25 protein-coding genes, 1 pseudogene and 2 riboswitches are annotated in these 26,495 nt (G+C 70.6%); of the genes and pseudogenes, 11 read left to right on the top strand and 15 right to left on the bottom strand.

Annotated elements, in window-relative coordinates:
- Window positions 1-39: 39 nt before the first annotated feature.
- A complete protein-coding gene (locus ABT245_RS27380; RefSeq protein ID WP_351738082.1) occupies window positions 40-900 on the bottom strand; it encodes a thioesterase family protein in 861 nt (286 codons plus the stop codon).
- Between the two features lie 156 nt (window positions 901-1,056).
- On the opposite strand from ABT245_RS27380, the gene ABT245_RS27375 reads away from it, so the two are divergent.
- A complete protein-coding gene (locus ABT245_RS27375) occupies window positions 1,057-2,283 on the top strand; it encodes an alpha/beta hydrolase (protein WP_351738079.1) in 1,227 nt (408 codons plus the stop codon).
- Here the strand turns inward: ABT245_RS27375 and ABT245_RS27370 are convergent.
- From ABT245_RS27370 to ABT245_RS27330, 9 genes are all read right to left on the bottom strand, one after another.
- Window positions 2,192-2,848 carry a trimeric intracellular cation channel family protein gene (locus ABT245_RS27370; protein WP_351738076.1) on the bottom strand — a complete coding sequence of 219 codons (657 nt, stop codon included), beginning with the start codon at window positions 2,846-2,848 and terminating at the stop codon, window positions 2,192-2,194. The genes ABT245_RS27375 and ABT245_RS27370 overlap by 92 nt on opposite strands.
- A gap of 147 nt (window positions 2,849-2,995) precedes the next feature.
- Complete coding sequence (locus tag ABT245_RS27365; protein WP_351738074.1) at window positions 2,996-4,450, bottom strand: ABC transporter ATP-binding protein; 1,455 nt, start codon at window positions 4,448-4,450, stop codon at window positions 2,996-2,998.
- 23 nt (window positions 4,451-4,473) lie between these two features.
- The gene (locus ABT245_RS27360; RefSeq protein WP_351738071.1) at window positions 4,474-5,568 is read right to left on the bottom strand and encodes an ABC transporter ATP-binding protein; all 1,095 of its coding nucleotides are present in this window, start codon (window positions 5,566-5,568) and stop codon (window positions 4,474-4,476) included.
- The gene (locus tag ABT245_RS27355; RefSeq protein ID WP_351738068.1) at window positions 5,565-6,563 is read right to left on the bottom strand and encodes an ABC transporter permease; all 999 of its coding nucleotides are present in this window, start codon (window positions 6,561-6,563) and stop codon (window positions 5,565-5,567) included. The genes ABT245_RS27360 and ABT245_RS27355 overlap by 4 nt, the downstream gene beginning before the upstream one ends.
- 136 nt (window positions 6,564-6,699) lie before the next feature.
- A complete protein-coding gene (locus ABT245_RS27350; protein WP_351738065.1) occupies window positions 6,700-8,496 on the bottom strand; it encodes an ABC transporter substrate-binding protein in 1,797 nt (598 codons plus the stop codon).
- Between the two features lie 73 nt (window positions 8,497-8,569).
- Entirely contained in the window at window positions 8,570-9,577 is a 1,008-nt protein-coding gene (locus ABT245_RS27345; RefSeq protein ID WP_351738062.1) for an ABC transporter permease, read from the bottom strand.
- Between the two features lie 328 nt (window positions 9,578-9,905).
- Window positions 9,906-10,694 carry an enhanced serine sensitivity protein SseB C-terminal domain-containing protein gene (locus ABT245_RS27340; protein ID WP_351738058.1) on the bottom strand — a complete coding sequence of 263 codons (789 nt, stop codon included), beginning with the start codon at window positions 10,692-10,694 and terminating at the stop codon, window positions 9,906-9,908.
- A 318-nt stretch (window positions 10,695-11,012) separates the two neighbouring features.
- Complete coding sequence (locus tag ABT245_RS27335) at window positions 11,013-11,783, bottom strand: enhanced serine sensitivity protein SseB (protein ID WP_351738055.1); 771 nt, start codon at window positions 11,781-11,783, stop codon at window positions 11,013-11,015.
- Between the two features lie 319 nt (window positions 11,784-12,102).
- Window positions 12,103-12,771 carry an AAA family ATPase gene (locus tag ABT245_RS27330; RefSeq protein ID WP_351738053.1) on the bottom strand — a complete coding sequence of 223 codons (669 nt, stop codon included), beginning with the start codon at window positions 12,769-12,771 and terminating at the stop codon, window positions 12,103-12,105.
- A gap of 174 nt (window positions 12,772-12,945) precedes the next feature.
- A riboswitch (glycine riboswitch) is annotated at window positions 12,946-13,042 on the top strand.
- A riboswitch (glycine riboswitch) is annotated at window positions 13,043-13,151 on the top strand. It begins immediately after the preceding riboswitch.
- Between the two features lie 40 nt (window positions 13,152-13,191).
- Between ABT245_RS27330 and gcvT the strand changes: the two genes are divergently transcribed.
- The 4 genes from gcvT (at window position 13,192) to ABT245_RS27310 (ending at window position 17,549) form a co-directional block, all read left to right on the top strand.
- Window positions 13,192-14,319 (top strand): glycine cleavage system aminomethyltransferase GcvT, encoded by a 1,128-nt coding sequence (gene gcvT, locus ABT245_RS27325; protein ID WP_351738050.1) that lies wholly within the window; start codon window positions 13,192-13,194, stop codon window positions 14,317-14,319.
- Window positions 14,320-14,445: 126 nt separating this feature from the next.
- Entirely contained in the window at window positions 14,446-14,823 is a 378-nt protein-coding gene (gcvH, locus tag ABT245_RS27320; RefSeq protein WP_351738047.1) for a glycine cleavage system protein GcvH, read from the top strand.
- Window positions 14,824-14,839: 16 nt separating this feature from the next.
- The gene (gene glyA, locus ABT245_RS27315; protein WP_351738044.1) at window positions 14,840-16,102 is read left to right on the top strand and encodes a serine hydroxymethyltransferase; all 1,263 of its coding nucleotides are present in this window, start codon (window positions 14,840-14,842) and stop codon (window positions 16,100-16,102) included.
- A 79-nt stretch (window positions 16,103-16,181) separates the two neighbouring features.
- Window positions 16,182-17,549, top strand: coding sequence for an L-serine ammonia-lyase (locus tag ABT245_RS27310; protein ID WP_351738041.1), 1,368 nt, complete (start codon window positions 16,182-16,184; stop codon window positions 17,547-17,549).
- A gap of 138 nt (window positions 17,550-17,687) precedes the next feature.
- Here the strand turns inward: ABT245_RS27310 and ABT245_RS27305 are convergent, their stop codons facing one another.
- On the bottom strand, window positions 17,688-17,981 hold the full coding sequence (locus ABT245_RS27305; RefSeq protein ID WP_351738038.1) for a hypothetical protein: 294 nt from the start codon (window positions 17,979-17,981) through the stop codon (window positions 17,688-17,690).
- 53 nt (window positions 17,982-18,034) lie between these two features.
- Between ABT245_RS27305 and ABT245_RS27300 the strand changes: the two are divergent.
- The 3 genes and pseudogenes from ABT245_RS27300 to ABT245_RS27290 all read left to right on the top strand — a co-directional run.
- Window positions 18,035-18,436 (top strand): annotated as a pseudogene (locus tag ABT245_RS27300) (nucleoside 2-deoxyribosyltransferase); the annotation flags it as partial.
- 130 nt (window positions 18,437-18,566) lie between these two features.
- Complete coding sequence (locus tag ABT245_RS27295; protein ID WP_351738035.1) at window positions 18,567-19,103, top strand: endonuclease/exonuclease/phosphatase family protein; 537 nt, start codon at window positions 18,567-18,569, stop codon at window positions 19,101-19,103.
- A 422-nt stretch (window positions 19,104-19,525) separates the two neighbouring features.
- A complete protein-coding gene (locus tag ABT245_RS27290) occupies window positions 19,526-20,194 on the top strand; it encodes a Type 1 glutamine amidotransferase-like domain-containing protein (RefSeq protein ID WP_351738032.1) in 669 nt (222 codons plus the stop codon).
- Here the strand turns inward: ABT245_RS27290 and ABT245_RS27285 are convergent.
- Complete coding sequence (locus tag ABT245_RS27285; protein WP_351738029.1) at window positions 20,165-20,773, bottom strand: AAA family ATPase; 609 nt, start codon at window positions 20,771-20,773, stop codon at window positions 20,165-20,167. The genes ABT245_RS27290 and ABT245_RS27285 overlap by 30 nt on opposite strands.
- A gap of 167 nt (window positions 20,774-20,940) precedes the next feature.
- A complete protein-coding gene (locus ABT245_RS27280; RefSeq protein WP_351738026.1) occupies window positions 20,941-21,486 on the bottom strand; it encodes a substrate-binding domain-containing protein in 546 nt (181 codons plus the stop codon).
- Window positions 21,487-21,576: 90 nt separating this feature from the next.
- Between ABT245_RS27280 and ABT245_RS27275 the strand changes: the two genes are divergently transcribed.
- The gene (locus tag ABT245_RS27275) at window positions 21,577-22,134 is read left to right on the top strand and encodes a glycoside hydrolase family 25 protein (protein ID WP_351738023.1); all 558 of its coding nucleotides are present in this window, start codon (window positions 21,577-21,579) and stop codon (window positions 22,132-22,134) included.
- 39 nt (window positions 22,135-22,173) lie between these two features.
- Here ABT245_RS27275 and ABT245_RS27270 read toward each other — a convergent pair whose 3' ends face one another.
- Window positions 22,174-22,854 carry an NADPH-dependent F420 reductase gene (locus ABT245_RS27270; protein WP_351738212.1) on the bottom strand — a complete coding sequence of 227 codons (681 nt, stop codon included), beginning with the start codon at window positions 22,852-22,854 and terminating at the stop codon, window positions 22,174-22,176.
- 111 nt (window positions 22,855-22,965) lie between these two features.
- Window positions 22,966-23,646, bottom strand: a complete 681-nt coding sequence (locus ABT245_RS27265; RefSeq protein ID WP_351738021.1) for a FadR/GntR family transcriptional regulator — start codon at window positions 23,644-23,646, stop codon at window positions 22,966-22,968.
- A gap of 231 nt (window positions 23,647-23,877) precedes the next feature.
- On the opposite strand from ABT245_RS27265, the gene ABT245_RS27260 reads away from it, so the two are divergent.
- Window positions 23,878-25,581, top strand: coding sequence for a 2-isopropylmalate synthase (locus ABT245_RS27260; protein ID WP_351738018.1), 1,704 nt, complete (start codon window positions 23,878-23,880; stop codon window positions 25,579-25,581).
- Entirely contained in the window at window positions 25,578-26,363 is a 786-nt protein-coding gene (locus ABT245_RS27255; protein WP_351738015.1) for an ABC transporter ATP-binding protein, read from the top strand. The genes ABT245_RS27260 and ABT245_RS27255 overlap by 4 nt, the downstream gene beginning before the upstream one ends.
- Window positions 26,364-26,495 lie beyond the last annotated feature (132 nt).

The following is a 26,495-nucleotide window of genomic DNA, read 5'->3' as shown; positions in this document are numbered from 1 at the left end:
CCTACAGCCGGTTGGCGGCCCGGCCGGGGCGCAGGCCGCTCAGCCGAGCCTGACCCGGGCCAACTGCCGGGACTGGGCGACCAGCCGGTCCGCGCTGTCCCAGACCTCGGCGTCCTCCTCCAGGAAGCCGCCGGCCAGATTGCGGGTGGTGACCGACACCCGCAGCGGGCCGGGCGCCGGACGGTGTCGCACATGCACGGTCATCTCGACCGTGGGGACCCAGCCGGACAGGCCGAGTTCGAAGGCGGTGGGCGGCAGGCAGTCGACCGCGAGCAGCAGCGCGAGGGGGCCGACGTCCCGGCCGTCCGCGAGGCCGAACCAGGAGCGCATCTCCCCCTTGCCGGAGGGCGCGCCGAGCGCCCAGCCGAGGGTGGTGGGGTCGAGCTTCAGCAGCAGCCGGTCGGTGAGGGCCGAGCCGATGTCCACCGGGCTCCGGCCGTCCTGGGGGGCGAAGCACTGGTCCATGGGCGGGAGCGCGGGCGGCGTCGCCGTCGTACGGACGTCGTCCGGGAGCGCGTCGAGGTCGCCGTAGGAGGCGAGGACGCGGATGCGCTCGACCTCCTCGCCATGATCGTCGCGCTGGTAGAGGGAGGCCTGGCCGGTGGAGAGGGTGCGGCCGGTGCGCACGGTCTGGGTGCGGACGACGGCAGGGCCGGGCCGGGAGACGGTCAGATAGTGTGCGGAGACCGTGAACGGGTCGGGATGCGGAAGGGTGTCCGCGAGGGCCCGGCCGAGAACGGCCAGCAGATAGCCGCCGTTGACCGCGTTGGCGATCGTCCAGCCGGCGTGCAGGTCGATGGCGTAGACGCCGGGCTCGCGCCGGGTGACAGCGATGTCGCGGTCGAACTCGCTGCCGCCGGGCACGGTCCGCCGGTCCGCCGCAGTGGCTTGTTCTGACATGGGTGAACCGTACAACGTAAAACTACTGAGCCGTAGTTTTCGGAGTGCCTATCTGATCACAGGCCGATCCGTCCGCCGGGTGAGGTTCCGGCAATTTCTCGGTAAGTGTCCGGACACGTCCGTAACCCCGCACCGGTCTTTCCCCTCTATGGGGGCATGAGCCTCACCGGGACCGCGTTCCTCTACACGACCTTCGTGCTGTGCGTCGTCGCCCTCGTCCTGCCGCTCGTCCTGTGGTCGCGGATACGGGGGCCGAAGGCCCTGCACGTCGTCGCCCGGATGCTGATGCTGCTGTTCGCCCAGGGCACCGCCGTGACCCTGGTCTTCGTCCTGGTCAACAACTCCAACGGTCTGTACGACAACTGGTCCGACCTGCTCGGCACCGGCAACCATGTGCAGCAGGCCGCGAACCTCGGCCGGGACGGCACCGGCGGGCTGGCGCTCCAGCGGCTGCCCAAGGTGAAACAGTCGTTCCAGGCGGCCGACGGCCCCGGCATACGCGCGGCCGGCGGGGTCCGCGTGACCCAGCTCAGGGGCAGGGTGTCCGGGGTGGACGCGGAGGTCTACGTCTGGCTCCCGCCCCAGTACGGCCAACCCGCCTACCGGCACCGGAAGTTCCCCGTGGTGGAACTGCTGCCCGGCTACCCCGGCTCGGCGAAGGCGTGGTTCGGCTCGCTGAAGGCGCACGAGCAGCTGCTGCCGCTGATGAGAAGCGGCCGGGTCGCGCCGTTCATCCTGGTGGCGCCCCGCACCAACCTGCTGGCCGGGGTGGACACGGGCTGCGCGAACATCCCCGGCACGGTGAACGCCGACAGCTGGCTGAGCATCGACGTGCCCAAGATGGTCACGGACAACTTCCGCGCGGAGACCGGGCCGGCCGGCTGGGCGGTCGCCGGGTACTCGGCGGGCGCGCACTGTGCGGTCAAGCTGGCCGTGGCCCACCCCGACCGCTACCGGGCCGCGGTGAGCCTGTCCGGCTACAACGACCCGATCGGCGAACGGAACTCGCTGACGGCGCAGGACCCGGCCGTACGCGCGCGCAACAACCCCTATCTGCTGCTGAAGAAGGCCCCCGTACCGCCCAGGATCGCGCTGTACGTCTCCGGCGAGTCCGGTGACGGCTACCAGGCGGGCGTGGCCCTGGAGTCGGTGGCCAAGGCGCCGACGACGGTGCAGGTGGTGTTCCTGCCGCGCAGCGCGGGCGGGCACACCATGGCGCTGTGGCGGCCCCAGGTGCCGACCGTGTTCCGCTGGCTGACCGTGCAGATGGGCCGGAGCCGGATCGACGCCGCTACTCCTCCGTCACCGTCGACCGCCGGTTCCACGCGCGCGGCGCTCGCCAGTGGAAACGCATCGCGAGCAGCCGCAGAACGAAGGCGGTGAGCGCCGCAAGCCCACTGGTGAACGTATTCAGCACCCCGTAACGCAGGCACACCGCCACCAAGGCGGCGCCGACGATCGCCGGGACCGCGTACAGGTCGCGGTCCCAGCGCAGCAGGGAGGGGACCTCGTTGGCGAGCACGTCGCGCAGGACGCCGCCGCCGACCGCGGTGGCCAGGCCCAGCGCCGCCGACGCGGTCAGGCCGAGCCCGTAGGCGTACGCCTTCGTCGTCCCCGCCACGCAGAACAGCCCGAGGCCCGCCGCGTCGAAGACGTTGACCGCGACCTGGATGCGCTCCACCTGGGGGTGCAGGAAGATCACCAGCAGGGCGGCGAGCAGCGGCGTGCTGAAGTACCCCAGGTCCGTGAACGCGGCCGGCGGGACGGCGCCGATGACCAGGTCGCGGAACAGCCCGCCGCCGAGCGCGGTGACCTCGGCGAGCACGGCGATGCCGAAGACGTCGAAGTTCTTGCGCACGGCCAGCAGCGCACCGGAGATCGCGAAGACGAAGATGCCGACGACATCGATGGTGTGCTGGACGGACGGGCCGAAGAGTTGCTGGAACACCCGGACATTCTCACCCGCGGCGGAACGCGGGTCCGGCGCGGCCGGGCGCCTGACCGTGCCCGCACACGCCGGACGGGAGGGCGCGCCCCGCACGCCCTCCCGTCCGGTCCGTCGGGCGGCCTTCGCCGGCCGCCCCGCCAGGTGTCCTTACGCGTCCTTCGACCGCGGCGTCTCGTCCGTCGCCGCCTCACCGGCGGCGTCAGGAGCGGCCTGCTCGGGCTCGTCGTCGGAGTTCCCCCGGGACTCGCCCTCGGGAACATCCGCCGTGGACCTGCCCGCGCTCGCCTCCGCGGGCTCCGCCGAGGTCACCTTCGCGGTGGCCGCTCCGGCGCCCTTCTCGGCGCTCTTGTCCGCGGGCTCACCGGCAGCTGCCGCCTGCGCGGTCTCCTCGGCGGGCGCGTCCGCGTCCTGCTCCGAGACCGCCGCCGCGACCGCGGCCGACGTCTCCGCCGACTCCTCCAGGATCGCGTCCGGTACGAGTTCCCCGGCCTCCTTCGCCGCGGACAGCAGGACGGTGTCCTGCGGCGCCTGGTCGGCGAAGTTCTCCGGGTGGTGGCAGGCGACGCGCTGACCGGGCCGCAGCTCCAGGAGCTGTGGCTCGGTCGTGCGGCAGATCTCCGTGGCCTTCCAGCAGCGGGTGTGGAAGCGGCAGCCGCTCGGCGGGGCGATCGGCGAGGGCACATCGCCCTTGAGCAGGATGCGCCCGCTCTTGGCGTTCTTCCGCTTCGGGTCCGGGATCGGCACGGCCGACATCAGCGCCTTGGTGTACGGGTGCATCGGCGCCTTGTACAGCAACTCGCGGTCGGCCAGCTCCACGATCTTGCCGAGGTACATCACCGCGATCCGGTCCGAGACGTGCCGGACGACCGAGAGGTCGTGCGCGATGATCACATACGTCAGGCCCAGCTCCTGCTGGAGGTCGTCGAGGAGGTTCACGACCTGTGCCTGGATCGACACGTCGAGGGCCGACACCGGCTCGTCCGCCACGACCAGTTTCGGGTTGAGCGCGAGCGCGCGGGCGATGCCGATGCGCTGGCGCTGGCCGCCGGAGAACTCGTGCGGATAGCGGTTGTAGTGCTCGGGGTTGAGGCCCACGACCGACAGCAGCCGCTGCACTTCCTTCTTGATGCCGCCCTCGGGGGTGACGCCCTGGAGCTTGAAGGGAGCGCCGATGATGGTGCCGATGGTGTGCCGCGGGTTCAGCGACGAGTACGGGTCCTGGAAGATCATCTGCACATCGCGGCGCAGCGGACGCATACCGCCGACGCCGAGGTGTGTGATGTCCTTCCCCTCGAACTCGACCTTCCCGGCGGTCGGTTCGAGCAGCCGGGTGATCAGCCGGCCCATCGTGGACTTGCCGCAGCCCGACTCGCCCACCACGCCCAGGGTTTCGCCGGAGCGCACCTCGAAGTCGAGGCCGTCGACCGCACGCACCGAACCGCCCTGCCGCTGCAGCAGGCCCTTCCTGATCGGGAAGTGCTTCTGCAGCCCGGTCACCTTCAGCAGGACCTCGCCGGGTGCGGAGCCCTTGTCGAGGGTGGCCGTCCCCGCGGTCCGCACCCCGGCGTCGTCTGCGTCGTCGCTCTGTGCAGGGATGCTCACTGCGTTGTCCTCTGCGTTCTCACTCACAGCTTCGGCGCAATCTCTTCGGTCCAGATCCGCTCCCGCTGCTCCTGCGACATATGGCAGGCGGCCCAGTGCCGGCTGCCGACCTCGGTCAGCTCGGGGCGGACCGTGCGGGTGACGTTGTCCTTCGGTACGTCGGCGTACGGGCAGCGCGGGTTGAAGGCGCAGCCGGACGGGACGTTGATCAGGGAGGGCGGGGAGCCCTTGACCGGGATCAGCCGCTCCTGCTGCTCGCGGTCGAGGCGCGGCATCGAGCCCAGCAGGCCCCAGGTGTAGGGGTGGCGGGGCTCGTAGAAGACCTTCTCGGCCGGGCCCCGCTCGACGCAGCGGCCGCCGTACATCACCAGGATGTCGTCGGCCAGTTCGGCGACGACACCCAGGTCGTGGGTGATGATGACGACCGCGGAGCCGAACTCCTTCTGCAGGTCCCGGATCAGGTCCAGGATCTGCGCCTGGACCGTCACGTCCAGGGCGGTGGTCGGCTCGTCCGCGATCAGCAGCTCGGGGTTGTTGACCAGCGACATCGCGATCATCGCACGCTGGCGCATACCGCCGGAGAACTCGTGCGGGTAGCTGTCGACCCGCTTGTCGGGCTGCGGGATGCCCACCCGGTCGAGCATCTCGACCGCACGCCGCTTGGCGGTCTTCTTGTCCACGTCGTGGTGGATCCGGTACGCCTCCACGATCTGCTGGCCGATCGTGTAGTACGGGTGCAGCGCGGACAGCGGGTCCTGGAAGATCATCGCCATCTGCCGGCCGCGCAGCTTGCGGACGTGGTCGGGGTCGGCGGACAGCAGCTCGGTGCCGTCCAGCCAGATCTCGCCGGAGATCTGCGCCTTGCGCCTGCCGTACTGGCCGGCCGTGTGCAGGCCCATGATGCCGAGCGAGGTCACCGACTTGCCGGAGCCCGACTCGCCCACAATCCCGAGGGTCTTGCCCTTCTCCAGCTTGAAGCTGAGTCCGTCGACGGACTTGACCAGGCCGTCGTCGGTCGGGAAGTGCACCTTCAGGTCGCGCACTTCGAGGAAGGCGGTGCTGGGCGAGGCGGCGGTGGGTTCGCCCACGGCCGCTCCGCTCTTGCTGAGTTCGGTCATGTGAGCCTCACTCGGGGGTCGATCACGGCGTAGAGGATGTCCACGGCCAGGTTGGCGATGAGCACGGCGAGCGAGGTGATCAGGACGACGCCCAGGATGATGGGCAGGTCCTGGGCCTTGATCGCGGTCAGCACCTCCCGGCCGAGGCCGGGCAGGTTGAACGTGCTCTCGGTGAGGACCGCGCCGCCGATCAGGGCCCCGAGGTCCATGCCGAGCATGGTCAGGATCGGCGTCATCGTGGAGCGCATGGCGTGTTTGCCGATGACCGTCTGCTCCCGCAGGCCCTTGGCGCGGGCGGTGCGGATGTAGTCCTCGCCGAGGATCTCCAGCATGGTCGCGCGGGTGATCCGGGCGTACATCGCCGCGTAGAGGAAGGCGAGGGTGATCCACGGCAGGATCATGCCGCCGAACCAGCCGCCGAAGCTCTCGCTGAGGGGCACGTATTCGGCGTCGAACCACTTCAGGCCGAAGGCGAAGACCGACAGGGCGATCATGCCCGTGAAGTAGATGGGGAGCGAGACACCGGACAGGGCGATGACCATCGCGCCGCGGTCCCAGATGCTGCCCCGCTTGAGCGCGGAGAGGACACCCGCCGCGACACCGACGACCAGCCACAGCACGGCAGCACCGAGCGCGAGACCCAGGGTCACCGGGAAGCGGTCGGTGAGCACCGGCCAGATGGCCTGCTCGGTGCGGAAGGAGTAGCCGAAGCACGGCGCGGCGCAGTGGGTGACGTCACCGCCGGCCGCGTAGGTGCGGCCCGCGAAGATGCCCTTGAAGAACTCCCAGACCTGGGAGTAGATCGGGTCGTCCAGGCCCAGCTTCACCCGCACGGCCTCGACGGCCGCGGGGTCGGCCTGCTTGCCCACGAAGCTCGCGGCGATGTCGACGCCCGCCCACTTGGGGACGAGGAAGAAGATGCCGAAGACCACCATGATGATGACCACGAGCATCACTGCGGCGGCGAACAACCGCCTGATGAGGTAAGCGAGCACAGCTCTCGGCCCGCCGCGGACCGCGGGCCACCGGGTACCTCCCACGCCTTGTGGGCGGTGGGGGACTTCCGGTGGCCCGCGATCACGCGTCGCCGGCCTTCACCTGCCTTTCGTGCCGTATGGCGGGTGTGCCGGGTTACTTCGGGTTCTTCAGACCGAGGTTGACGAAGTCGTACGAGCCGCTGTAGGCGTCGGACGTGTAGACGTTCGCCAGGTTGCTGGAGCGCCAGTTGATGAACTTCTCGAACACGAAGGGCAGGTAGTAGCCGCCCTCCATGACCTTGTGGTTGAGCTCCTTCGCGATCTTGGTCTTGCCCGCGTCGTCCAGCGTGACGGCGAACTGGTCGAACAGACCGTCGATGGACTTGTCGTCGATCATGGCGAAGTTGTTGTTGCCGCTCTGCAGGATGTAGCGGCTGTCCCACAGCGGCCGGCCGTAGCCCTGGGCGGACGGGAAGTCCGGGCCCCAGCCCATGATGATGATGCCGTAGCCCTTCTTCTTCACGTTCGAGGGGCTGCCGATGATTCCGCTGTACTGCGAACCGTCGTACTGGTCGATCTCGGCGGTGATGCCGATCTTCTTCAGCGACGCCTGCATGGACTGAGCGGTGGCCACCTCGACCGGCTTGTTGTTGCGCACGGCGATGGTGGTCTTGAAGCCGTTCGGCTTGCCGCAGGCCTTCAGCTCTTCCTTGGCCTTGGCGGCGTTGCCGCTCTTGTTGGCGCCGGCCAGCTCGTACGGGTCGTAGCTCTGGCCCTCGGAGCCCGGCACCGCCGGGGGCAGCATGTTGGTGCCGATGTCGCCACCGGCGAGCGGGCCGCCGCGGGCGGTCTGCAGCGAGACGTGGTCGGCGCCGTAGATGACTGCCTTGCGGCAGTGGATGTTATCGAACGGCTTCACGACCTGCGGGAAGGTCGCGTAACGGATGAAGCCGGAGACCGGGTTGTCCAGGTTGGCCTTGTGCTGCTTCAGGGCGGTGGTGCGGCCCTGCGGGGACAGGCCGGTCTGGTTGAGGTCCAGGTCCAGGTCACCGTTGATCAGGCGCTGGTCCAGCTCGTTGGCGTTGGTGAAGAACTTGACCGTGATCTTGTCCGGGTACGCCTTGCGGACCGGGTCCGAGGACTGCTTCCACTCGGGGTTGCGGACCAGGGTGAGGTCCTTGTTCGGGTTGTAGGACTCGAACTTGTACGGTCCCGAGGAGAACGGGTGCAGCTGGTACTTGGACTTGGTGTCCTTGTCCTGGCGGACCGGGGAGGCCGAGGTCAGGGCCAGCATCTGCTCGAAGTCCGAGTTGGCCTTCGGCAGGTGGAAGACGATGGTCTTGTCGTCCGGCGTCTCGATCGCCTTCAGGCCGAGCTTGTCCGCGGACTTGTCCTTGTACGGACCCTTGTACTCGCCCTTGGGGTCGAGCACCTCCTTCAGGTACGTCGGACCGCCGGAGAGCACGTCCTGTGCCCACACCCGCTCGATGCCGTACTTGACGTCCTTCGAGGTGATCGGCTTGCCGTCTTCCCACGTGATGCCGTCGCGCAGGGTGTACGTGTAGGTCTTGCCGTCGTCGCTGACCTTGGCAACGCCGGTGGCGAGGTCCGGCGTCACCGTGGCGCCTTCCTTGCCCGGGGCCGGCTTGGGGGTGACGAGCTGACGGCTGTAGTAGCGCGCGAAGTCCCACATGAAGCCGTAGTAACCGCGGGTGGTGTCCCACGAGTCGGCGTCCTGGGCACCGCCGAACCTCAGCGTGCCACCCTTCTTGGCCAGCGAGGCCTGGGCGACCTTGTTGTTCGCGGCGTCGAAGCCCGCGGCGCCGTTCTTCGAGCCCTTGTCGCCACTGTCGTCGCCGCCGCCGCACGCTGCCGTGGTCAGCAGCGCGGCGACCACGGCGGCAGCGGCCATGGCCTGCTTGCGCCGCCCTGAGGTGCGTTGGGTAGTCACGATCTCGGATCCTCCGGATGGATTTGATGAGAGATCCCGTGAATGAGCCACGGGTCGCTTGGGGTACGGCGGTTCAGCGGGCGCCCTTCGGGTCCAGCGCGTCGCGCACGCCGTCGCCGAAGAGGTTGAACGCAAGAACGGTGATGAAGATCGCCACGCCCGGGACCACCATGTACATGGGGTCCGAGTCGTAGTAGTCGATCGCGCTCGAAAGCATCTGCCCCCAGGAGGCCGTGGGCGGCTTGACGCCCACGCCCAGGAAGCTGAGTGCCGCCTCGGTGAGGATGTTGGTGGGGATCATCATCGTCGTGTAGACGATGATCGGCGCGACGAGGTTGGGCAGCAGTTCCTTGAAGAGGATGTACAGCCGCCCGGCGCCCAGCGATCGGGCGGCCTCGACGTACTCCCGCTCGCGCAGGGACAGCGTCTGGCCGCGCACCACGCGTCCGATGTAGGGCCAGCCGAAGAAGCCGATGACCAGGATCATCACGAACACGCGCACGCTCGTACCGGTCAGCCCCAGCATCTCGCTCGGCATGACGGAGACGAGGGCGATGATGAAGAGCAGCTGCGGGAAGGCCAGCAGGCCGTCCATGACCCGGCTGATGACGGAGTCGACCCAGCCGCCGAAGAAGCCCGCGAGGATGCCCAGGACGGTGCCCAGGATCACGGCCACGACCGCGGACAGGAAGCCGACCAGCAGCGAGATGCGGGCGCCGTAGAGGATGCGCGCGAAGATGTCACGGCCGTTGACCGGCTCGACGCCCAGCAGGTGGTCCCCGCTGATGCCCCCCAGCGAGCCGGTGGGGGTGCCGAACAGCGGGTCGATCAGATCCTCGTGGTAGGCGTCGGGGTCCTGCCCGACAAGGCTTGTGATCACCGGCGCGAGCAGGGCGATCACGATGAGCGCCAGGACCACGATGCCGCCCGTGAGGGCGAGCTTGTCCCGCTTGAGGCGTTCCCAGGCGATCCGCCCCAAAGAGCGCCCCTGGACGGCCTTGGCGCCGGCGCTGACAACCGCCGCTTCCTCGGCCGGGCTCGGGGCCGCTTCCGCGGTCGGCTCGTGCAATGGTGCCGTCATCTGGCAGGGACCCCTCTCAACCGGCGGTAGCCGGCCCGCACTTGCCGCTGTGGCGGCATGATCAGTCCGTCGTACGAAGGGGCATCAGGCCCCTGCTGCGGGAGTCTTCAACGCTTGGGCGATCTGCTGCCAGACTTGACGGTGAAAGGATGCGCAAACGTGATGCGCTCTGGAGGGTTCCGTTATCCGGACAGTGGGTAGCGGGGTCCGGACGTGGAGGAGTTGGGCCAACGGGACGGAGTCGGACTTTTCAGCGCGCTCTACACGCGAAGACCCGCTGCTGTCACTCCGTCACCCGGCGGACGCGCCCGCCCGCGACGGCATCTCGTCAGTACCTGCCCTGGAGCGGGGGATAGCCGTACCCGGCGGCCGGGGCGGGCGGTTGGGCGGCGTGCGCCTCACGGTCGTAGAAGGGGCGGGTACCGGCCCGCATCCACATGACGACCGGGTCGTACTCGTCGGTCATCGCGACGGTCGCGACCGGCAGTCCGTCCGGTACGGCGCCCATCGACTGCTGCACCATCGCGCGCACCGAGTCCACCGCGGGCGGCGAAGTGTCGTACACATCAAGGCCGATGGCGAGGTACGGCGCCCCGAGGGCGGGTTGCACCCAGGCCCGGCGCAACGAGCGGACGGCCGTGGTGCGGTGGGCGTTCTGCGTGAGCAGGGCGTAGAACTGCGGGATCTCGATGCCGGGTTCGGACAGTCTGAGCGGGCCGGCCGGCTGGCGGTCCAGGCCCGTGGCGATGCGCCGCAGATCGAGCCAGGGGACGCCGACGCCGCCGCCCGGCGCGTGCGGGTTGAGCCAGAGCCCGTAGTGGTCGGGGTAGAGGGTCCGGGCGACGTCGACCCCGTCGACCACCTCGTACGAGCGGTTCCAGCCACTGGCGGAGAGTTCCTGGGCGGAGGTGACGCAGGGCACGTAGCCGTGGCCGTCGATCTCCATGTTCCCGTACTGGGCGTCGGGCGAGCCGGACTGGCCGTGCCACAACAGCATCCAGACCTGGCCGGAGCCGGGGGTCGCGAGCGCGCGCAGCAGCGCCTCATAGGCGTCGTAGCGCCCGGGCGTGACCTGGCGCAGCGTGTGCTCGACGCTGCCGCTGAGGCTCGCGCTCACCTGACTTACCGCCTCTTCTTCGGGTACCCCGCATCAGCAACACAGCTTAAGCGCCCCGCTCCCCCGACCCACCCTGTCCATCAGGCCTGCGCTCCTCCCAGCGCCCACAGGGGCGCGGGACTGTATCGCCATGCGGCTCCACCGCGGTGGGGGTCCCCCTGTTCGAGCGAAGCCGAGAACTTGGGGAAGCGACCAGCCGCGACGGCGTCGCAGACGACAACGCCCGGCAACCCCCATAGGGGCGCGGGGAACGGCGCGACCAGCCACGACGGCGCAGCAGACGAAGGACGACGTATCCCGGCTCTCCCAGCTAAGCGCCTAGCGTTCGTAGAAGGGCCGCACATTCGTTCTCAGCCAGTCCCCCACCGGATCCTCGGCGACGTCCAGCAGCACCAGGTTGACCGGCCACCGCACCGGCGCCTGCGCGAGGGCCCGGCCCAGTGCCTCCAGCGGCAGCGCGCGCAGATCGCCTTCCCACTGGCTGAGTTCGACCCCCACGAACAGCACCGGCTCCCCCGTCTCGATGGCCGCGAGGCACCGCCGGGCCGCGCGGACCACCCCGATCGCGGCGAACTCGGCGGACGCGGCGGACAGGAAGTCGACCGGGTCGTCCTGCCAGTCGGGCTCCAACAGCCGGACCCGGCCGCCGCTCGCCGGGCCGTCCAGCTCGGTGCGGCCGGCCCGGCACAGTTCGGCCACCGCGTCCGGCGGGAGCGGGGCACCGACCACGCCGCCCGGGTTGACCGCGATGCCGACCTGCGGGGGCAGACCGCGGGCGAACTCCACGGCGGGCGCGATGGTGTACGACATGTGGGAGCCGACGACCTGGCGGAACTGCTCCTCGGAGGTGAAGACCGGCACATGGACCTGCCCGTCGATGTCCACGGTGGGCAGGTCCAGGGGGCCGCTGTTCGGGCCGCCGCCGCTCGGCAGCGGGATCCACAGGAAGCTGCGGCCGAGGACCTCGATGATCCGGCCGCCGGCCGACGGGACGCCGAGCGAGGCCGAGAGCACCTCCTCCAGCTCGTTGCCGGGCCATCCGCCGTGCGGGTGAGGGTGCGCGGGGTGCGCCTGTGCCGGGAAGTCCATCTGCCTACCGCCTGCTGGGAACCGCTGCTGTGGCTGAAAAGGCTAACGGGTGGCGGTGACGGCCTTCACCGTGCGGAGCCGAATCGCCGTACGGAGCCGAATCACCGTACGGAGCCGAATCACCGTACGGAGCCGGTTCAACGTGCGAAACCGACTTCACCGTGCGAAGCCGGTTCGCCGTGCGGAGCCGAATCACCGTACGGAGCCGGTTCAACGTGCGAAACCGACTTCACCGTGCGAAGCCGGTTCGCCGTGCGGAGCCGAATCACCGTGCGGAGCCGAATCACCGTGCGGAGCCGAATCACCGTGCGGAGCCGAATCACCGTGCGAAGCCGATCCGGTGCAGCACATCCGCCGCGTCCCGGTCGAGGAGCACCGCGGAGCCGCAGCCCTCGGGCAGTTCCCCCCGCTCCACCGCGCGCAGCAGCCGGGCCACCGACCTGCGGTGGCGCAGGAAGGCGTGGCCGGAGACGCCCCGCCCGCGCTCGCGCTGCCCGTCGAGCGCCGTCGTGGGCGGCACGTCCAGAAGGATCAGGTGCAGGGTGCCGCCGCGCCGGCGGGCCTCGCGGGCCAGCCAGCCGCGCACCCAGGACTGGGTGCCGCAGTCGTGCACCACGACGCCCTCGCCGGTGCGCAGGGCGCGGCGCAGCGCGGCGTAGTGCGCGAGGCGCACCAGCGGGCGGTACAGCGCGTAGGGCAGCAGCCGCGGGACGCGGGCGTCCCAGCGGTCCCGGGTGTCCTGGGAGTCGATGCGGATGCCGTCGACCGCGCGGTCCATCAGGGTCGACTTGCCGCTGCCGGGCAGGCCGGTGACCACGGCCAGATCATGGCGGCCGAAGACGAGCGCGTGCGGGGTGCGGCCGGCCCGCTCCCGCAGGTCGCGGAGCACCGGGACCGGGTGGTCCGCGCAGGGCTCGGCGGCGGGGGCGCCCGGCTGCCCGGGTAGTGCAAGGCCCGTGGTCGTGGCGTACGCCGTGGTCCTGTTCACCGTGATCGTCCTCCCCTTGGGTCCGGACATCCCATCCCCGTCGAGTGTAAAGAGAAGGTAATGCGTGTGCCTCACGGTGTCGTGCGCGTTCTGCCACAGCACGGTTACGGATCCGGCCTGCCGTGCGGCGGCGATGCGTGCAATGATGAGCCCGCCAACTGCATACCGGCCGTTTGAATCCGCGCGGGAGAGTTCCCAGCAGCCCTGCTGGGACGCCGAAGGAGCAAGTCCCTCCCTTGAATCTCTCAGGCCCCGTTACCGCGCGGGCGAGGCACATCTGAAAAGCGGGCCGCTGTCCGGTGGCCCCACCCAAGGTGCAAGCCGTGACCACGCAGGTGGTCAGGGCGAACCTCTCAGGTTCCGATGACAGATGGGGAGGATCCACCTCGCCTTCCCCACGCCCTGGGAGACATCCGTCCGATGAGCAGTACCGAACACTCAACACCGCGGCATACCGCGCTGGACGCGCTGCACCGCTCGCTCGGTGCGACGATGACCGACTTCGCCGGCTGGGACATGCCCCTGCGCTACGGCTCCGAGCGCGACGAGCACACGGCCGTACGCACAAGGGCCGGCCTCTTCGACCTCTCCCACATGGGAGAGATCGGGGTGAGCGGGCCCGAGGCCGCGGCCCTGCTGAACTTCGCCCTGGTCGGCAACATCGCCTCGGTCGGTGTCGGCCGGGCCCGCTACACCATGATCTGCCGGTCCGACGGCGGCATCCTGGACGACCTGATCGTCTACCGGCTCGCCGAGCGGGAGTTCCTGGTCGTCGCGAACGCCGCCAACGCCCAGGTGGTGCTCGACGCGCTGGTGGAGCGCGGCGCCGGCTTCGACGCGGAGGTCCGCGACGACCGCGACGCCTACGCGCTGATCGCCGTCCAGGGCCCCGAGTCCCCCGGCATCCTGGCCTCCCTCACGGACGCCGATCTGCCGGGCCTGAAGTACTACGCGGGCCTGCCCGGCACCGTCGCCGGCGTGCCCGCGCTGATCGCCCGTACCGGCTACACCGGCGAGGACGGCTTCGAGCTGTTCGTGAAGCCGGAGCACGCCGTGGAGCTGTGGCAGGCGCTGACCAAGGCCGGCGAGGGCGTCGGCCTGGTCCCGTGCGGCCTGTCCTGCCGGGACACGCTGCGCCTGGAGGCGGGCATGCCGCTGTACGGGCACGAGCTGTCGACCTCGCTCACCCCCTTCGACGCCGGGCTCGGCCGGGTGGTGAAGTTCGAGAAGGAGGGCGACTTCGTCGGGCGCGAGGCGCTGCTGGCGGCGTCCGCGCGCGCCGCGCAGGATCCGCCGCGTGTGCTGGTCGGCCTGGTCGCCGAGGGCCGCCGGGTGCCGCGCGCCGGGTACCCGGTCGTCGCGGGCGGCGAGGTGACCGGCGAGGTGACCTCCGGCGCCCCCTCCCCCACGCTGGGCCGGCCCATCGCGATGGCGTACGTCGACGCGGCGCACGCGGCGCCCGGCACGACGGGCGTCGGCGTGGACATCCGGGGCACCCACGAGCCGTACGAGGTCGTGGCGCTGCCCTTCTACCGTCGGCAGAAGTAGACACTGGACCCGCAGGGCGGGCAGCGGCCCCGCCCCGCTGTGATGCCGGGCACACCACCCCGCTCACCTGCGCCTTCCGCCCTCCCCCGTCATCAGCACTCCCTCGCGTACAGGAGAATTCAGGTCATGAGCAACCCCCAGCAGCTGCGCTACAGCAAGGAGCACGAGTGGCTGTCGGCCGCCGAGAACGGCGTCTCGACGGTCGGCATCACGGAGTTCGCGGCCAACGCGCTCGGCGATGTCGTCTACGCCCAGCTCCCGGAGGTCGGCTCCACCGTGACCGCGGGTGAGTCCTGCGGTGAGCTGGAGTCGACCAAGTCGGTGTCGGACCTGTACTCCCCCGTGACCGGTGAGGTCACCGCCGTCAACGAGGACGTCGTGGACGACCCGTCGCTGGTCAACTCGGCCCCCTTCGAGGGCGGCTGGCTGTTCAGGGTGCGCGTCGCCGAGGAGCCGGCCGATCTGCTCTCGGCCGACGAGTACGTCGCTTTCACCGCCGGCTGAGGAGTCGAGAAACCACATGTCGCTGATGAACACCCCGCTGCACGAGCTGGACCCGGACGTGGCCGCCGCGGTCGACGCCGAGCTGCACCGCCAGCAGTCCACCCTGGAGATGATCGCCTCCGAGAACTTCGCGCCCGTCGCGGTCATGGAGGCGCAGGGCTCGGTCCTCACCAACAAGTACGCCGAGGGCTACCCGGGCCGCCGCTACTACGGCGGCTGCGAGCACGTCGACGTGGCCGAGCAGATCGCCATCGACCGGGTCAAGGAGCTGTTCGGCGCCGAGTACGCCAACGTGCAGCCCCACTCGGGCGCCTCCGCCAACCAGGCCGCGCTGTTCGCGCTGGCCCGGCCCGGCGACACCATCCTCGGTCTGGACCTGGCGCACGGCGGCCATCTGACCCACGGCATGCGGCTGAACTTCTCCGGCAAGCAGTTCGATGTGGTCGCCTACCACGTCGACGAGGCCGGTCTTGTCGACATGGCCGAGGTCGAGCGGCTGGCCAAGGAGCACCGCCCGAAGGTGATCATCGCGGGCTGGTCGGCCTACCCGCGGCAGCTGGACTTCGCGGAGTTCCGCCGGATCGCCGACGAGGTGGAGGCGTACCTGTGGGTCGACATGGCCCACTTCGCGGGTCTGGTCGCCGCCGGTCTGCACCCGAACCCGGTGCAGTACGCCGATGTGGTCACCTCCACCACCCACAAGACGCTGGGCGGCCCGCGCGGTGGCATCATCCTCGCGAAGAAGGACTTCGCGAAGAAGCTGAACTCGTCCGTGTTCCCCGGCTTCCAGGGCGGCCCCCTGGAGCATGTGATCGCCGCCAAGGCGGTCTCGTTCAAGGTCGCGGCCTCCGAGGAGTTCAAGGAGCGCCAGCACCGTACGGTCGAGGGCGCCCGGATCCTCGCCGAGCGGCTGACCGCGCCGGACGTCCGCGAGGCCGGTGTGAGCGTGCTGTCCGGCGGCACCGACGTACATCTGGTCCTGGTGGACCTGCGCGCCTCCGAGCTGGACGGGCAGCAGGCCGAGGACCGGCTGCACGAGGTCGGCATCACCGTCAACCGCAACGCCGTCCCGAACGACCCGCGCCCGCCGATGGTCACGTCGGGCCTGCGCATCGGCACGCCCGCGCTCGCCACCCGCGGCTTCTCCGCCGAGGACTTCACCGAGGTCGCGGACGTCATCGCCGAGGCGTTGAAGCCGTCGTACGACGCGTCCGCCCTGGCGGCACGGGTGCGGGCGCTGGCCGCCAAGCACCCGCTCTACCCCGGCCTGGGCAAGTAGTCCCCGCCGTACGGGGTGCCGCGCCCGCGCGTCCCTGAGCGCGGCACCCCGTCCCGCACCCCCGTATGGAGGAGTCACCGTGGCCATCTCGGTGTTCGACCTGTTCTCGATCGGCATCGGCCCGTCCAGCTCCCACACGGTCGGCCCGATGCGCGCGGCACGCATGTTCGCCGGCCGGCTGCGCAACGAGGGCCTGCTCGGCTCCGTGGCGTCGGTCCGTGCCGAGCTGTACGGCTCGCTCGGCGCGACGGGCCACGGCCACGGCACGCCGAAGGCCGTGCTGCTCGGTCTGGAGGGCGCCGCGCCCCGGACGGTGGACGTGGAGGGCGCCGACCAGCGGGTGGCGGGCATCCGGGAGTCCGGCCGGCTGCGGCTGCTCGGCGAGCACGAGATCACGTTCGACGCCGACGCCGACCTGGTGCTGCACCGCCGCAAGGCGCTGCCGTACCACGCCAACGGCATGACCCTGCGGGCCTACGACGCCGCGGGCGCCGACGTGCTGAGCAAGACGTACTACTCGGTCGGCGGCGGCTTCGTCGTCGACGAGGACGCGGTCGGCGCGGACCGGATCAAGCTGGACGACACGGTGCTCAAGTACCCCTTCCGCACGGGTGACGAACTGCTGCGCCTGACCCGCGAGACCGGTCTGTCGATCTCCTCGCTGATGCTGGAGAACGAACGCGCCCGGCGCACCGAGGAGGAGATCCGCGCGGGCCTGCTGGAGATCTGGCGGGTGATGCGGGAGTGCGTGGCGCGCGGCCTGTCCCGGGAGGGCATCCTGCCGGGCGGCCTGAAGGTGCGGCGCAGGGCCGCCGTGTCGGCCCGCCAGTTGCGCGCCGAGGGCGATCCGCTCGCACACGCGATGGAGTGGATCACGCTGTACGCGATGGCGGTGAACGAGGAGAACGCGGCCGGCGGGCGGGTGGTGACCGCCCCGACGAACGGCGCTGCCGGCATCATCCCGGCGGTCCTGCACTACTACCTCGACTTCGTGCCCGGCGCCGACGAGGACGGCGTGGTCCGTTTCCTGCTCGCGGCCGGCGCGATCGGCATGCTGTTCAAGGAGAACGCGTCCATCTCCGGCGCCGAGGTCGGCTGCCAGGGAGAGGTCGGCTCCGCCTGCTCCATGGCGGCGGGCGCCCTCGCGGAGGTGCTGGGCGGCAGCCCCGAACAGGTCGAGAACGCCGCGGAGATCGGCATGGAGCACAACCTCGGCCTCACCTGCGACCCGGTCGGCGGCCTGGTCCAGATCCCCTGCATCGAGCGCAACGGCATGGCCGCCGTCAAGGCCGTCACCGCGGCCCGCATGTCGATGCGCGGCGACGGCCGCCACCATGTCTCCCTCGACAAGGTCATCAAGACCATGAAGGACACGGGCGCGGACATGTCGGTCAAGTACAAGGAAACAGCCCGCGGCGGCCTGGCGGTCAACATCATCGAATGCTGACGAAAACAGACCCTGACCAGCACGTTTACATTCCCGTTCATCGTGGCGTGCTGATGTTCTTGCCGGCGCGTGCGCGCACTCTTCCTCGCTGACCCGTTCGGCTGCACGGAGCAGGGCGTGAACGAGGCGTGCGATGTCCTACACCCTGAGTCGGACGGGGCCTCGCAGGACGGGGGCGAGGTAAAGCCGCCGGGACGCCTCGCTGAGCGTGGCCTGCACACCACGCCGGGCCTCCGAGTCCTCGGGGAGGCTGATGCACAGGGCACGCAGGTCGCCCGCCACGGACCGGCCGCAGATGGTGAACCGCTCCAGCAGGCCCAGGGCAAGGTCGACGGACGGGAGGTCGGCGCCCTCCAGATCGCAGGCGAGCACCTTCTCCACGTTCGCCGGGACCACGGCCTTGTCGGGGACAGCCGGCGTCAACGAAGCCACGCGATCACCTGGTCCGCGGTGAGAATCCGGAACTGCCAGGCCCGGGTGATCAGATGGGCGCGGTTGCGGGCCCGGAGGACACCCAGCCGCTGGATGTCGCCGCGCCGGAGCTGCTGGAGCAGTTCGTACACTCGGCTGCTGCTGCGTTCGATGGCCTCGATGGGGTTGTCGCCTGCGCGGGAGGCGCCCGAGGCAGGGGCAGGCTCTTTGCCGCTCATGACCGTGCCCTCGCCGCCGACCTCGCCGAGCGGCTCGCTGCGAAGGCCGGTACCAAGCGCGTCTTCCTGCCCTTCTGCGACACCGACGAGGAGGACCTGGTCGCCGAGGTCAAGGGCCGCCGTCTGTTCGAACTGGACCGGGAACGCCTCGGCCGTCTCGACGCGATGATCGCTCTCCTGCACGGCCCGAGCCTCGACGACGGCGTGTGCATGGAGATCGGCTACGCCGCCGCCAGCGGCATCCCCGTGCTCCTGCTCACCACTGACTTCCAGACCTACTCCCTCACCGCGGACGGCGCTTGCCTCGACTTCCCTGACCCCCTGGTCCAGGCCGTGGCCACACGCATCATCCGACGTCGACCTGATCATGCGACTCAACGAGGCGTCCGGCCGTACGCAGGTGACCAGGACCATGCTCGCGGACGCGGCGCGGGAGCGCGCCAAGGGCCGGCTCGTCTTCCTGGCCGGCGACTTCAACGAACCCTCGCACCGCGACTGGACCCGTCGGACACGGAACCTGTTCGACCACAACGGCGCCGTGGTCGAGTGGTCGACCACCAAGGCGATCGAGGACGCCGGGTTCCGGGACAGCTACCGCGTCGCCCACCCCGACCCGGCCCGCACCCCCGGCTTCACCTGGCCCAGCGACAACCCCGGGGCCAAGACGGAGTCGCTGACCTGGGCCCCGAAGGCGGATGAACGCGACCGCATCGACTTTGTCTTCTACCACCCCGACCACCGCCTCAGGCTTCTCGACAGCGTGATCGTCGGCCCGTCGACCTCGATCGTGCGCAACAAGCGGGTCGCAGAGTCGGGCAAGGACCGGTTCTGGAAGCCGACCTGGACCTGGCCGACCGACCACAAGGCAGTGCTCAGTACGTTCCGCGTGACAACGGGACGCTGACAGCCCCGGGGTGACCGGCAGAGGCTTCCGGTCACCCCGACCCTGAAACAGCACAGACCGGTGTCGGGTGGCAGCCGTTGCTCGCAAAGGACGGGGGCGGTGCCCCGACCCGGCTCGGGCGTTCGACCCGCATGTGGTGGTTCTGGACTGGTGGCGCCGGAGCCGGACGGTGTGCGGGTGCCACCCCGACTGCGGTACGGCAACGCCGGGTTGCGCCGCGCGAAGCCGGTGGCCCGGGGCCGGCCGGAGCGCACTCTGGCCGGCCCTCTCGGGAGTCGTCGACATCGCGGGCGAAGCCTTCTCTCCAGTCGTGTTTGTGCTCCAGGGCTGATGACGTCCCTGGTGAGCGGGCGGTCGTGAGGCCGGCTCGGGTCTGTGGTCGGTGCGTTGCGTGAGTCCATCAGGCATGGTTGGCTCGTCCGATGGAGCTTCTGCTGACGTCGAACGGTCTGGGTAACGAGACCCTGCGGGACGCCCTGCGGGACATGCTGGGAAAACCGTTCCGGTCGGCGAACATCGTGTACGTTCCCACGGCGTCCATGGCCGAGTCCGGAGACCATGGGTGGCTCCTCTCGGACATGAACCGACTGCACGGCCTCGGCTGGCAGGAGTTCGACATCCTGGAACTGAACGGCCTGCCCCCTCGGCTGGTACTCGACCGGTTGCTGCGCGCCGACGTCGTCTATGTCGGGGGCGGCAATCACTACCACCTCGCGCGCAGCATCACCGGCAACGACCTGGCCGACGGCTTCCTGGAAGCGCTGGCAGGCCGGGTCTATGTGGGGTTGAGCGCCGGATCGATGATCTTCAGCCGGAATCTCACCGAACACTCCGCCGGCGTCATCGGGGACACCGCAGACCTCCATGTTCTCGACGCGACCACCGTGAAGCCGCCCTTCGGCCTCTTCGACTGGTATCTGAAGCCCCATCTGTACTCGCCGGACTTCCCGGAGCGCGACGACGCCTGGGCCGATCGCATCGCCGCGCGGGCGGACTTCCCGATCTACTTCATCGACGACGACACAGCCATTCGCGTCAGCGACGACAAGGCGGACGTCGTTTCAGAGGGCCGGTGGCGGTTTCATCCGTGATCGGCCGCTGGATCGAGCGGGTGACACTGCTTCTGACGCGAGCCGCGAGAGCACGTCCGTGATCATCGCCACCCGAGTGGCCGGGTCACCGGCCGGCACATCGATGAGGTCGAAGCCGAACTGCCGATAGCTCTGCTCATGGATCCTCTCGAAGGCCAGCGACTCCTGGAAACTGATCCGGCGGGCCGCGGTGGGCTCGCAGAACCCGATGTTGCGGATGAAGAAGACCTGCTGTTCGTAAACCCGTTCTCGGGTGATTCTGCCGATCTCGGCGGAGAGCTTCTCCGGGACGGGGCGCCCGAGGTATGTGCTGAGGGCGTGGGTGCAGATCGGAGATCTGTCGTAGATCTGGAGGGTGGCGTCGCTCGCGGTGGACTGCATCTGCCTCTGGCGTTGCAGGTCGACCACCTTCTCGATGAAGGCCGCCCGGGTCCAGGGCTCAGCGTCTCCTTCGGCTTGCTCGCGCGTGATGACGGCGGTCGCTGCCTCGTCGACCACGTCGACCCCCTGGTCCTGCAGTTGTCGGAGGATCGTTGTCTTTCCTGCGCCGGGTGCGCCGGTGAGGATGTACCGCTTCATGGTGTACGGATCGGTCCCTTTCCGATAGTTGATGCGCGGTCGGCGATCAGCGCCTGCCGCGGCGCTCGTACTTCGGCGGCCGGTCATGCGCCGACGCCGGCTTCACGGTGTTCTTCGAGATGCCCCGTCGCCTGGCGGGCCGTCGCCCGTTCAGGGCGGGTGGGACGTCACCGGCCTGTCCGCCGTGCTCCGGTGGACTGCCGTACGACGAGTTCCGCGGCCAGCTGGATGTGCATGGCCGGCGGCTTCTCGCCGTTGATGAGCTGCAGGAGCATCATCGCCGCGGTCGAGCCCATCGTCGAGAGCGGCCGGCGCACCGTGGTGATGGTGGGCGAGACCAGCTCAGTGGCCTCCAGATGGTCGAAGCCGACGATCGACAGGCCGCTCGGCACCGGCAGTTCCAGCTCATGGGCGGCCCGCAGCGTGCCGAAGGCGAGCCGGTCGCTGAACGCGAAGACGGCGGTGGGCGGCTCCGGCAGCCGCGACAGGTCCAGCGCGGCCCGGTAGGCGCTGGTCGAGTCGGTGTAGTCGCCGGTCCGCACCAGGTGCTCCTCCAGCCACGTCCCGGCAACGCGGTCGCCACCCTCGTCGTCGCCCGCAATCCCCTCGGATGCCGACCCCGCAAACCCGTGCGCCCGGCCACGGACACACCGGGGGACGGTTCGCTGTACCACCGGCGGTTTCGGGGGCGGTTGTCGCGGGGCGTGCGCCATGACTCCCTCGTGCGCGGGGGTGGCGGGGCGGGGCAGGGGGCATACAGCAGTCAACTCCTGTCACCCCACTGACGTCCGAGGGAGTCCCCCATGCTGCACGGCATCGATGTGAGTGCGTATCAGTCCTCGTCCTATGACACGGACGGCGTCTCCTTCGTCTTCATCAAGGCGACGGAGGGGCGTTCGTACGTCAACCCGAAACTCAGTGCCCAGACCGAGCGGGCCCGTGACGCGGGGCTCGTCGTCGGCTTCTATCACTTCCTGTGGCCCGGCAACATCGGCGCCCAGGCCGAGTACTTCGTCCGGCACGCCCCGGAGAAGGCGGGCGACATCCTCGCCGTCGACTGGGAGTCGACGAGCGAGGGGACGCACGCGAGCAACGCCGAGAAGGACCTGTTCATCCGGAAGGTGAAGGACCTGCGGCCGAGCCACCAGGTCGTGCTGTACGCCAACCGTCACTTCTGGCTGAACATCGACACCACCTCGTACGCGGGCGACGGCCTGTGGATCGCCGACTACGTGAGCGCGGGCAAGCCCCGCATCAAGGCCACGTGGCGCTTCCACCAGTACACCAGCGAACCGTACGACAAGAATGTGGCGGCCTTCGCGGACAAGGCCGCCCTGCGGGCCTGGGCCGGGAACGGCTGACCTGCGAAGGCCCGCCACACCGGGAAGCGCTCGCGCTCGCTACGCCTGGGCGCGGAAGTCCGACGGCCGCTGCGGTGACGCCTCGGCGAGGGCCTTGCGTACCGCCTCGGCGCCCGCCCGCAGCCCGTACACCGGGGTGCCCGGCTGCTGCCGCCAGGACTCGTCGATGCCGCCCGCGTCCACCGTGTCGAAGCCGAGTTCGTCGATCAGGTCGCGCACGGCCCGCTTGGCGGCCTCGTCGTCGCCGGCCACCGGGAGCGCCAGGCGGCCGGGGTCGCCGGCCGGGCGGTGGCGGTCCAGGATGTCCTGGGCGTAGGTGCCGTTGAACGCCTTGATCACCGGGTGGCCGATCTGCCGCTCGGTCCAGCGGCTCTCGGTGATCCCGTCGTCCTCGATGCCCGCGATCCGGCCGTCCCGCTGCGGGTAGTAGTTGCCCGTGTCGATCACGGCGACGCCCTCGGCCGCCCCGTCGAGCAGTCCGGAGGGCAGGTCCGGGACCGCCCGCACCGGAACCGTGACCACGACGACCTGCGCGCCGCGGGCCGCCTCCGCGGCCGGGACGGGCGTCGCGCCCGTCTCCCGGGCCAGGTCGGTGAGGGTGTGCGGGCCGCGGGAGTTGGCGACGGACACATCGTGGCCGAGGGCGGTGAGCCGTCGGGTGAGGTTGCCGCCGATGTTGCCAGCGCCGATGATGCCGATCTTCATGACAGACCCTTCCAGGATCGATGCATGCGCATGCGTTGTGGTGCATCAACCCGTGCACTCCATGGACTATTCCGGACCGCGCGGCAACCGGGCGAACCCGGTCGGCACCGCTCGTGACCCATGCGCTCAGGGCCCGCCGAACGGGTCCTCCAGTTCCGCGCGCAGGACGTTCGCCGCGGTCTCGGCATCCCCGTCGGCGATCGCCCGGGCCAGGGCCGCATGGGCGTCGTCGGCGGTGTTCGGGTCCTGTACGCGCCGGCCGGTCAGGGCCAGCAGATCGACCAGGCCCTCCCGCAGCACGGGGGTGAACTCGGCGAACAGATCGGCGAGCACGGGGTTGTGCGCGGCGTCGACCACGGCCGCGTGGAAGGCGATGTCGGCGTCGACGAACGCCCGGTCGTCCGCCGTGGCGGCGGCCCGGCGGCCGTCGAGCGCGGCCTCGATCGCCGCCGTGTCCTCGGGGGTGCGCCGGGCGGCGGCCAGCCGGGCCGCGTGCACCTCGACGGCCATCCGGACCTCGTAGACGTCGGACACCGCGGCCCGGCGCAGCCGCGTCGGCCAGTCCTCGACGGGCCGCGTCGCGACGACGAACACGCCCGCGCCCTGCCGGGGCCGCACCAGCCCGGCCCCGGTGAGCGCGCGCAGCGCCTCGCGGACGGTGGAGCGGCCCACGCCGAGTTCCCTGGCGAGGGTGGTCTCACCGGGCAGCCGGGTGCCGACGGGCCAGTGACCGGCGGCGATCTGCTCACGCAGGCGGGCGGCGGCCTGTTCGACCAGCGGGCTCGGGCGGACGGGACCTAGGGCCATGGTGTGTCACCAACTCGTCGGGGGCAGGGGACCCGCAGCCGTAGGGCGTCGGGGCGCACGGAAGATTCTCACTTGTCTGAGGACCTGAGGAGTGGTTAGCGTATCCCCCATGACGCTTCGCGGTCTGCTTCTCCTCGGCTGCCGCGGCGGGGCCTGACGCGACCGGCACCCCGCCGCGGGGTCGCCGTGCCGCCGGTCACCGTCCGACCGAGCCGAAGGGCACCACCGACGATGACCACCGTCCTGACTCCCCGCTGGAATCCCCAGCGCCCCGGCCCCATGCCGTACCACCGCTACCGGCCCTACGACCGGCGCGTGCACGTCCCGGCCGACGACCGGTCCTGGCCCTCCGCGCGCCTGACCCGGGCGCCGCTGTGGGTTCCCGTCGATCTGCGCGACGGCAACCAGGCGCTGGCCGAGCCGATGGACACGCCCCGCAAGCGCCGCTTCTTCGACCTGCTGGTCCGTCTCGGCTTCAAGGAGATCGAGGTCGGCTACCCGTCGGCGAGCCGCACCGACTTCGACTTCGTACGGCACCTGGTGACCTCCGGGGCCGTCCCCGACGACGTCACCCCGGTCGTCTTCACCCCGGCCAGAGACGACCTGATCGACCGCACCTTCGAGGCGATCGAGGGGATGCCGAGGGCCGTGGTCCACCTGTACATCGCGACCTCTCCGGTGTGGCGCGAGGTGGTGCTGCGCCGGGACCGGGCCGGGGTGCGGCGCACCGTGCGGGAGGCGGCCGGGCACATGGCGCGCCGGGCCGGGGACAGGGCCGGCGTCCGCTTCCAGTTCTCCCCGGAGACCTTCAACCTGACCGAGCCCGACTTCGTGCTCGAACTGTGCGACGGGCTGACCGAGTTGTGGGACGCGAGCCCCGACCGCCCGGTCACCCACAACCTGCCCGCGACGGTGGAGATCGCCACCCCGAACGTCTACGCCGACCAGATCGAGTACGTCCACCGCCAGTTGTCCCGCCGGGACTCGGTGATCCTCTCCGTGCATCCGCACAACGACCGCGGCACCGGTGTCGCCTGCGCCGAACTGGCCATGCTGGCAGGCGCCCAGCGCGTGGAGGGCACTTTGTTCGGCAACGGCGAACGCACCGGTAATGTCGACCTGGTGACCCTCGCGCTGAACCTGTACGCCCAAGGGGTCGACCCGATGGTCGACTTCGGCGACATCGACGCGGTACGGGAGACGGTCGAGCACTGCAACCGGCTGCCCGTGCACCCCCGGCACCCGTATGCGGGCGAGCTGGTGCACACCGCCTTCTCCGGCACCCATCAGGACGCGATCAGCAAGGGCCTGGCCCGGCACGCCCGCCGGGCGGCCGAATCGGGCGTATCGGAGCGGCAGGCGCCCTGGTCGGTGCCGTATCTGCCGGTGGACCCGGCCGACCTGGGCCGCTCCTACGAGGCCGTGATCCGGGTCAACTCGCAGTCCGGGAAGGGTGGTTCGGCCTATCTGTTGCGCACCCGGCACGGCGTCGACCTGCCGGAGCGGATGCGGCCCGAGTTCGCGGGCCTCGTCCAGGAGGCGGCGGACGCCGACGGGCGGGAGGTCACACCGAAGGAGCTGTACGACCTCTTCCGGGCCGCCTACCTGGACGACGGCCCGCTCAGGCTGGAGTCCTGGTCGAGCCACCCCGAGGCGCCGGGCAGCGACCGGTTCGTCTGCGTCCTGCGCACCGGCGAGGACGGCACCGCCGAGCACACGGGCACCGGCGCCGGCCCGCTGGCCGCGTTCGCCGACGCGCTGGCGGGCGCCGGGTATCCGGTGGAGGTCCTGGAGACCGCCGCGAGCGGGCCGTTCGCCTTCGCGGAGTGCCGGGTGGCCGGCCGGACGGTGTGGGGCGCGGGGCAGGACGCCTCGGCGCCGGCCGCCGCCGTGCTCGCGGTGCTGTCCGCGGTGAACCGGGCGGTGCGCCGATGATCGTCCTGCATGCGGAGGACGTCCACGTCGTGCGCGACGGCCGGCCGATCCTCCAGGAGGTCTCACTGACCGTGCGGGCGGGCGAGCACTGGGCGCTGCTCGGCGCCAACGGCGCCGGCAAGTCAACCCTGCTCGGCCTGCTCGGCGCCCTCACCCACCCGACGCGCGGCACGGTGGAGGTGCTCGGCCGCCGCCTCGGCCGGGTCGATGTGCGGGAGCTGCGGTCGTACGTGGGACATGTCGATCCCCGCCATCCGCTCACCGAGCCGCTGACCGTGCGCGCTGTGGTGCTGACCGGGCTCACCAACTCGGTCGCCCCGCTGCCCCGGTGGCGGCCGACGCCGCAGCAGGAGGCGCGGGCCGACCGGCTCATCGAGACGCTGGGGCTGGCCGAGCGCCGCGAGGCCCGCTGGCCCACGCTCTCCCAGGGGCAGCGCGGCCGGACCCTGATCGCGCGGGCGCTGATGCCCGAGCCGCGGCTGCTGCTCCTGGACGAGCCGGCCACCGGCCTCGACCTGCCGGGCCGGGAACAGCTGCTCGGCGCGCTGGACGCGCTGCGCCTGGAGCATCCGCGGCTGGCGACGGTGCTGGTCACCCATCATCTGGAGGAGCTGCCGGCCGGGACCACGCACGCCCTGCTGCTGCGTGACGGGCGCAGTCTGGCCCAGGGCCCGGCCGACGAGGTGCTCACCGGCGACCGGATCGGCAAGTGCTTCGACCTGCCGCTGGTCCTGGAACGCCACGGCGGACGCTGGAACGTGCGCGTCGAGCGCCCGGCGTGATGGCGGGGGGGCGCCCGGCCGGGCGCCCCCCCCCCCCCCCGCGCGGGGGGGGGGGGGGGAGGGGCACAACTCTTCGAACGACACCACCGTGTGGGCGGGGTGGTGGCGGGGGTTGATTTGGGGGGCGGCCAC

It is taken from the genome of Streptomyces sp. NPDC001508 (assembly GCF_040298665.1).
Lineage (GTDB): Bacteria > Actinomycetota > Actinomycetes > Streptomycetales > Streptomycetaceae > Streptomyces.
Note: the sequence above shows the minus strand (reverse complement) of the source record. Positions and strands in the feature narration are given on the sequence as shown.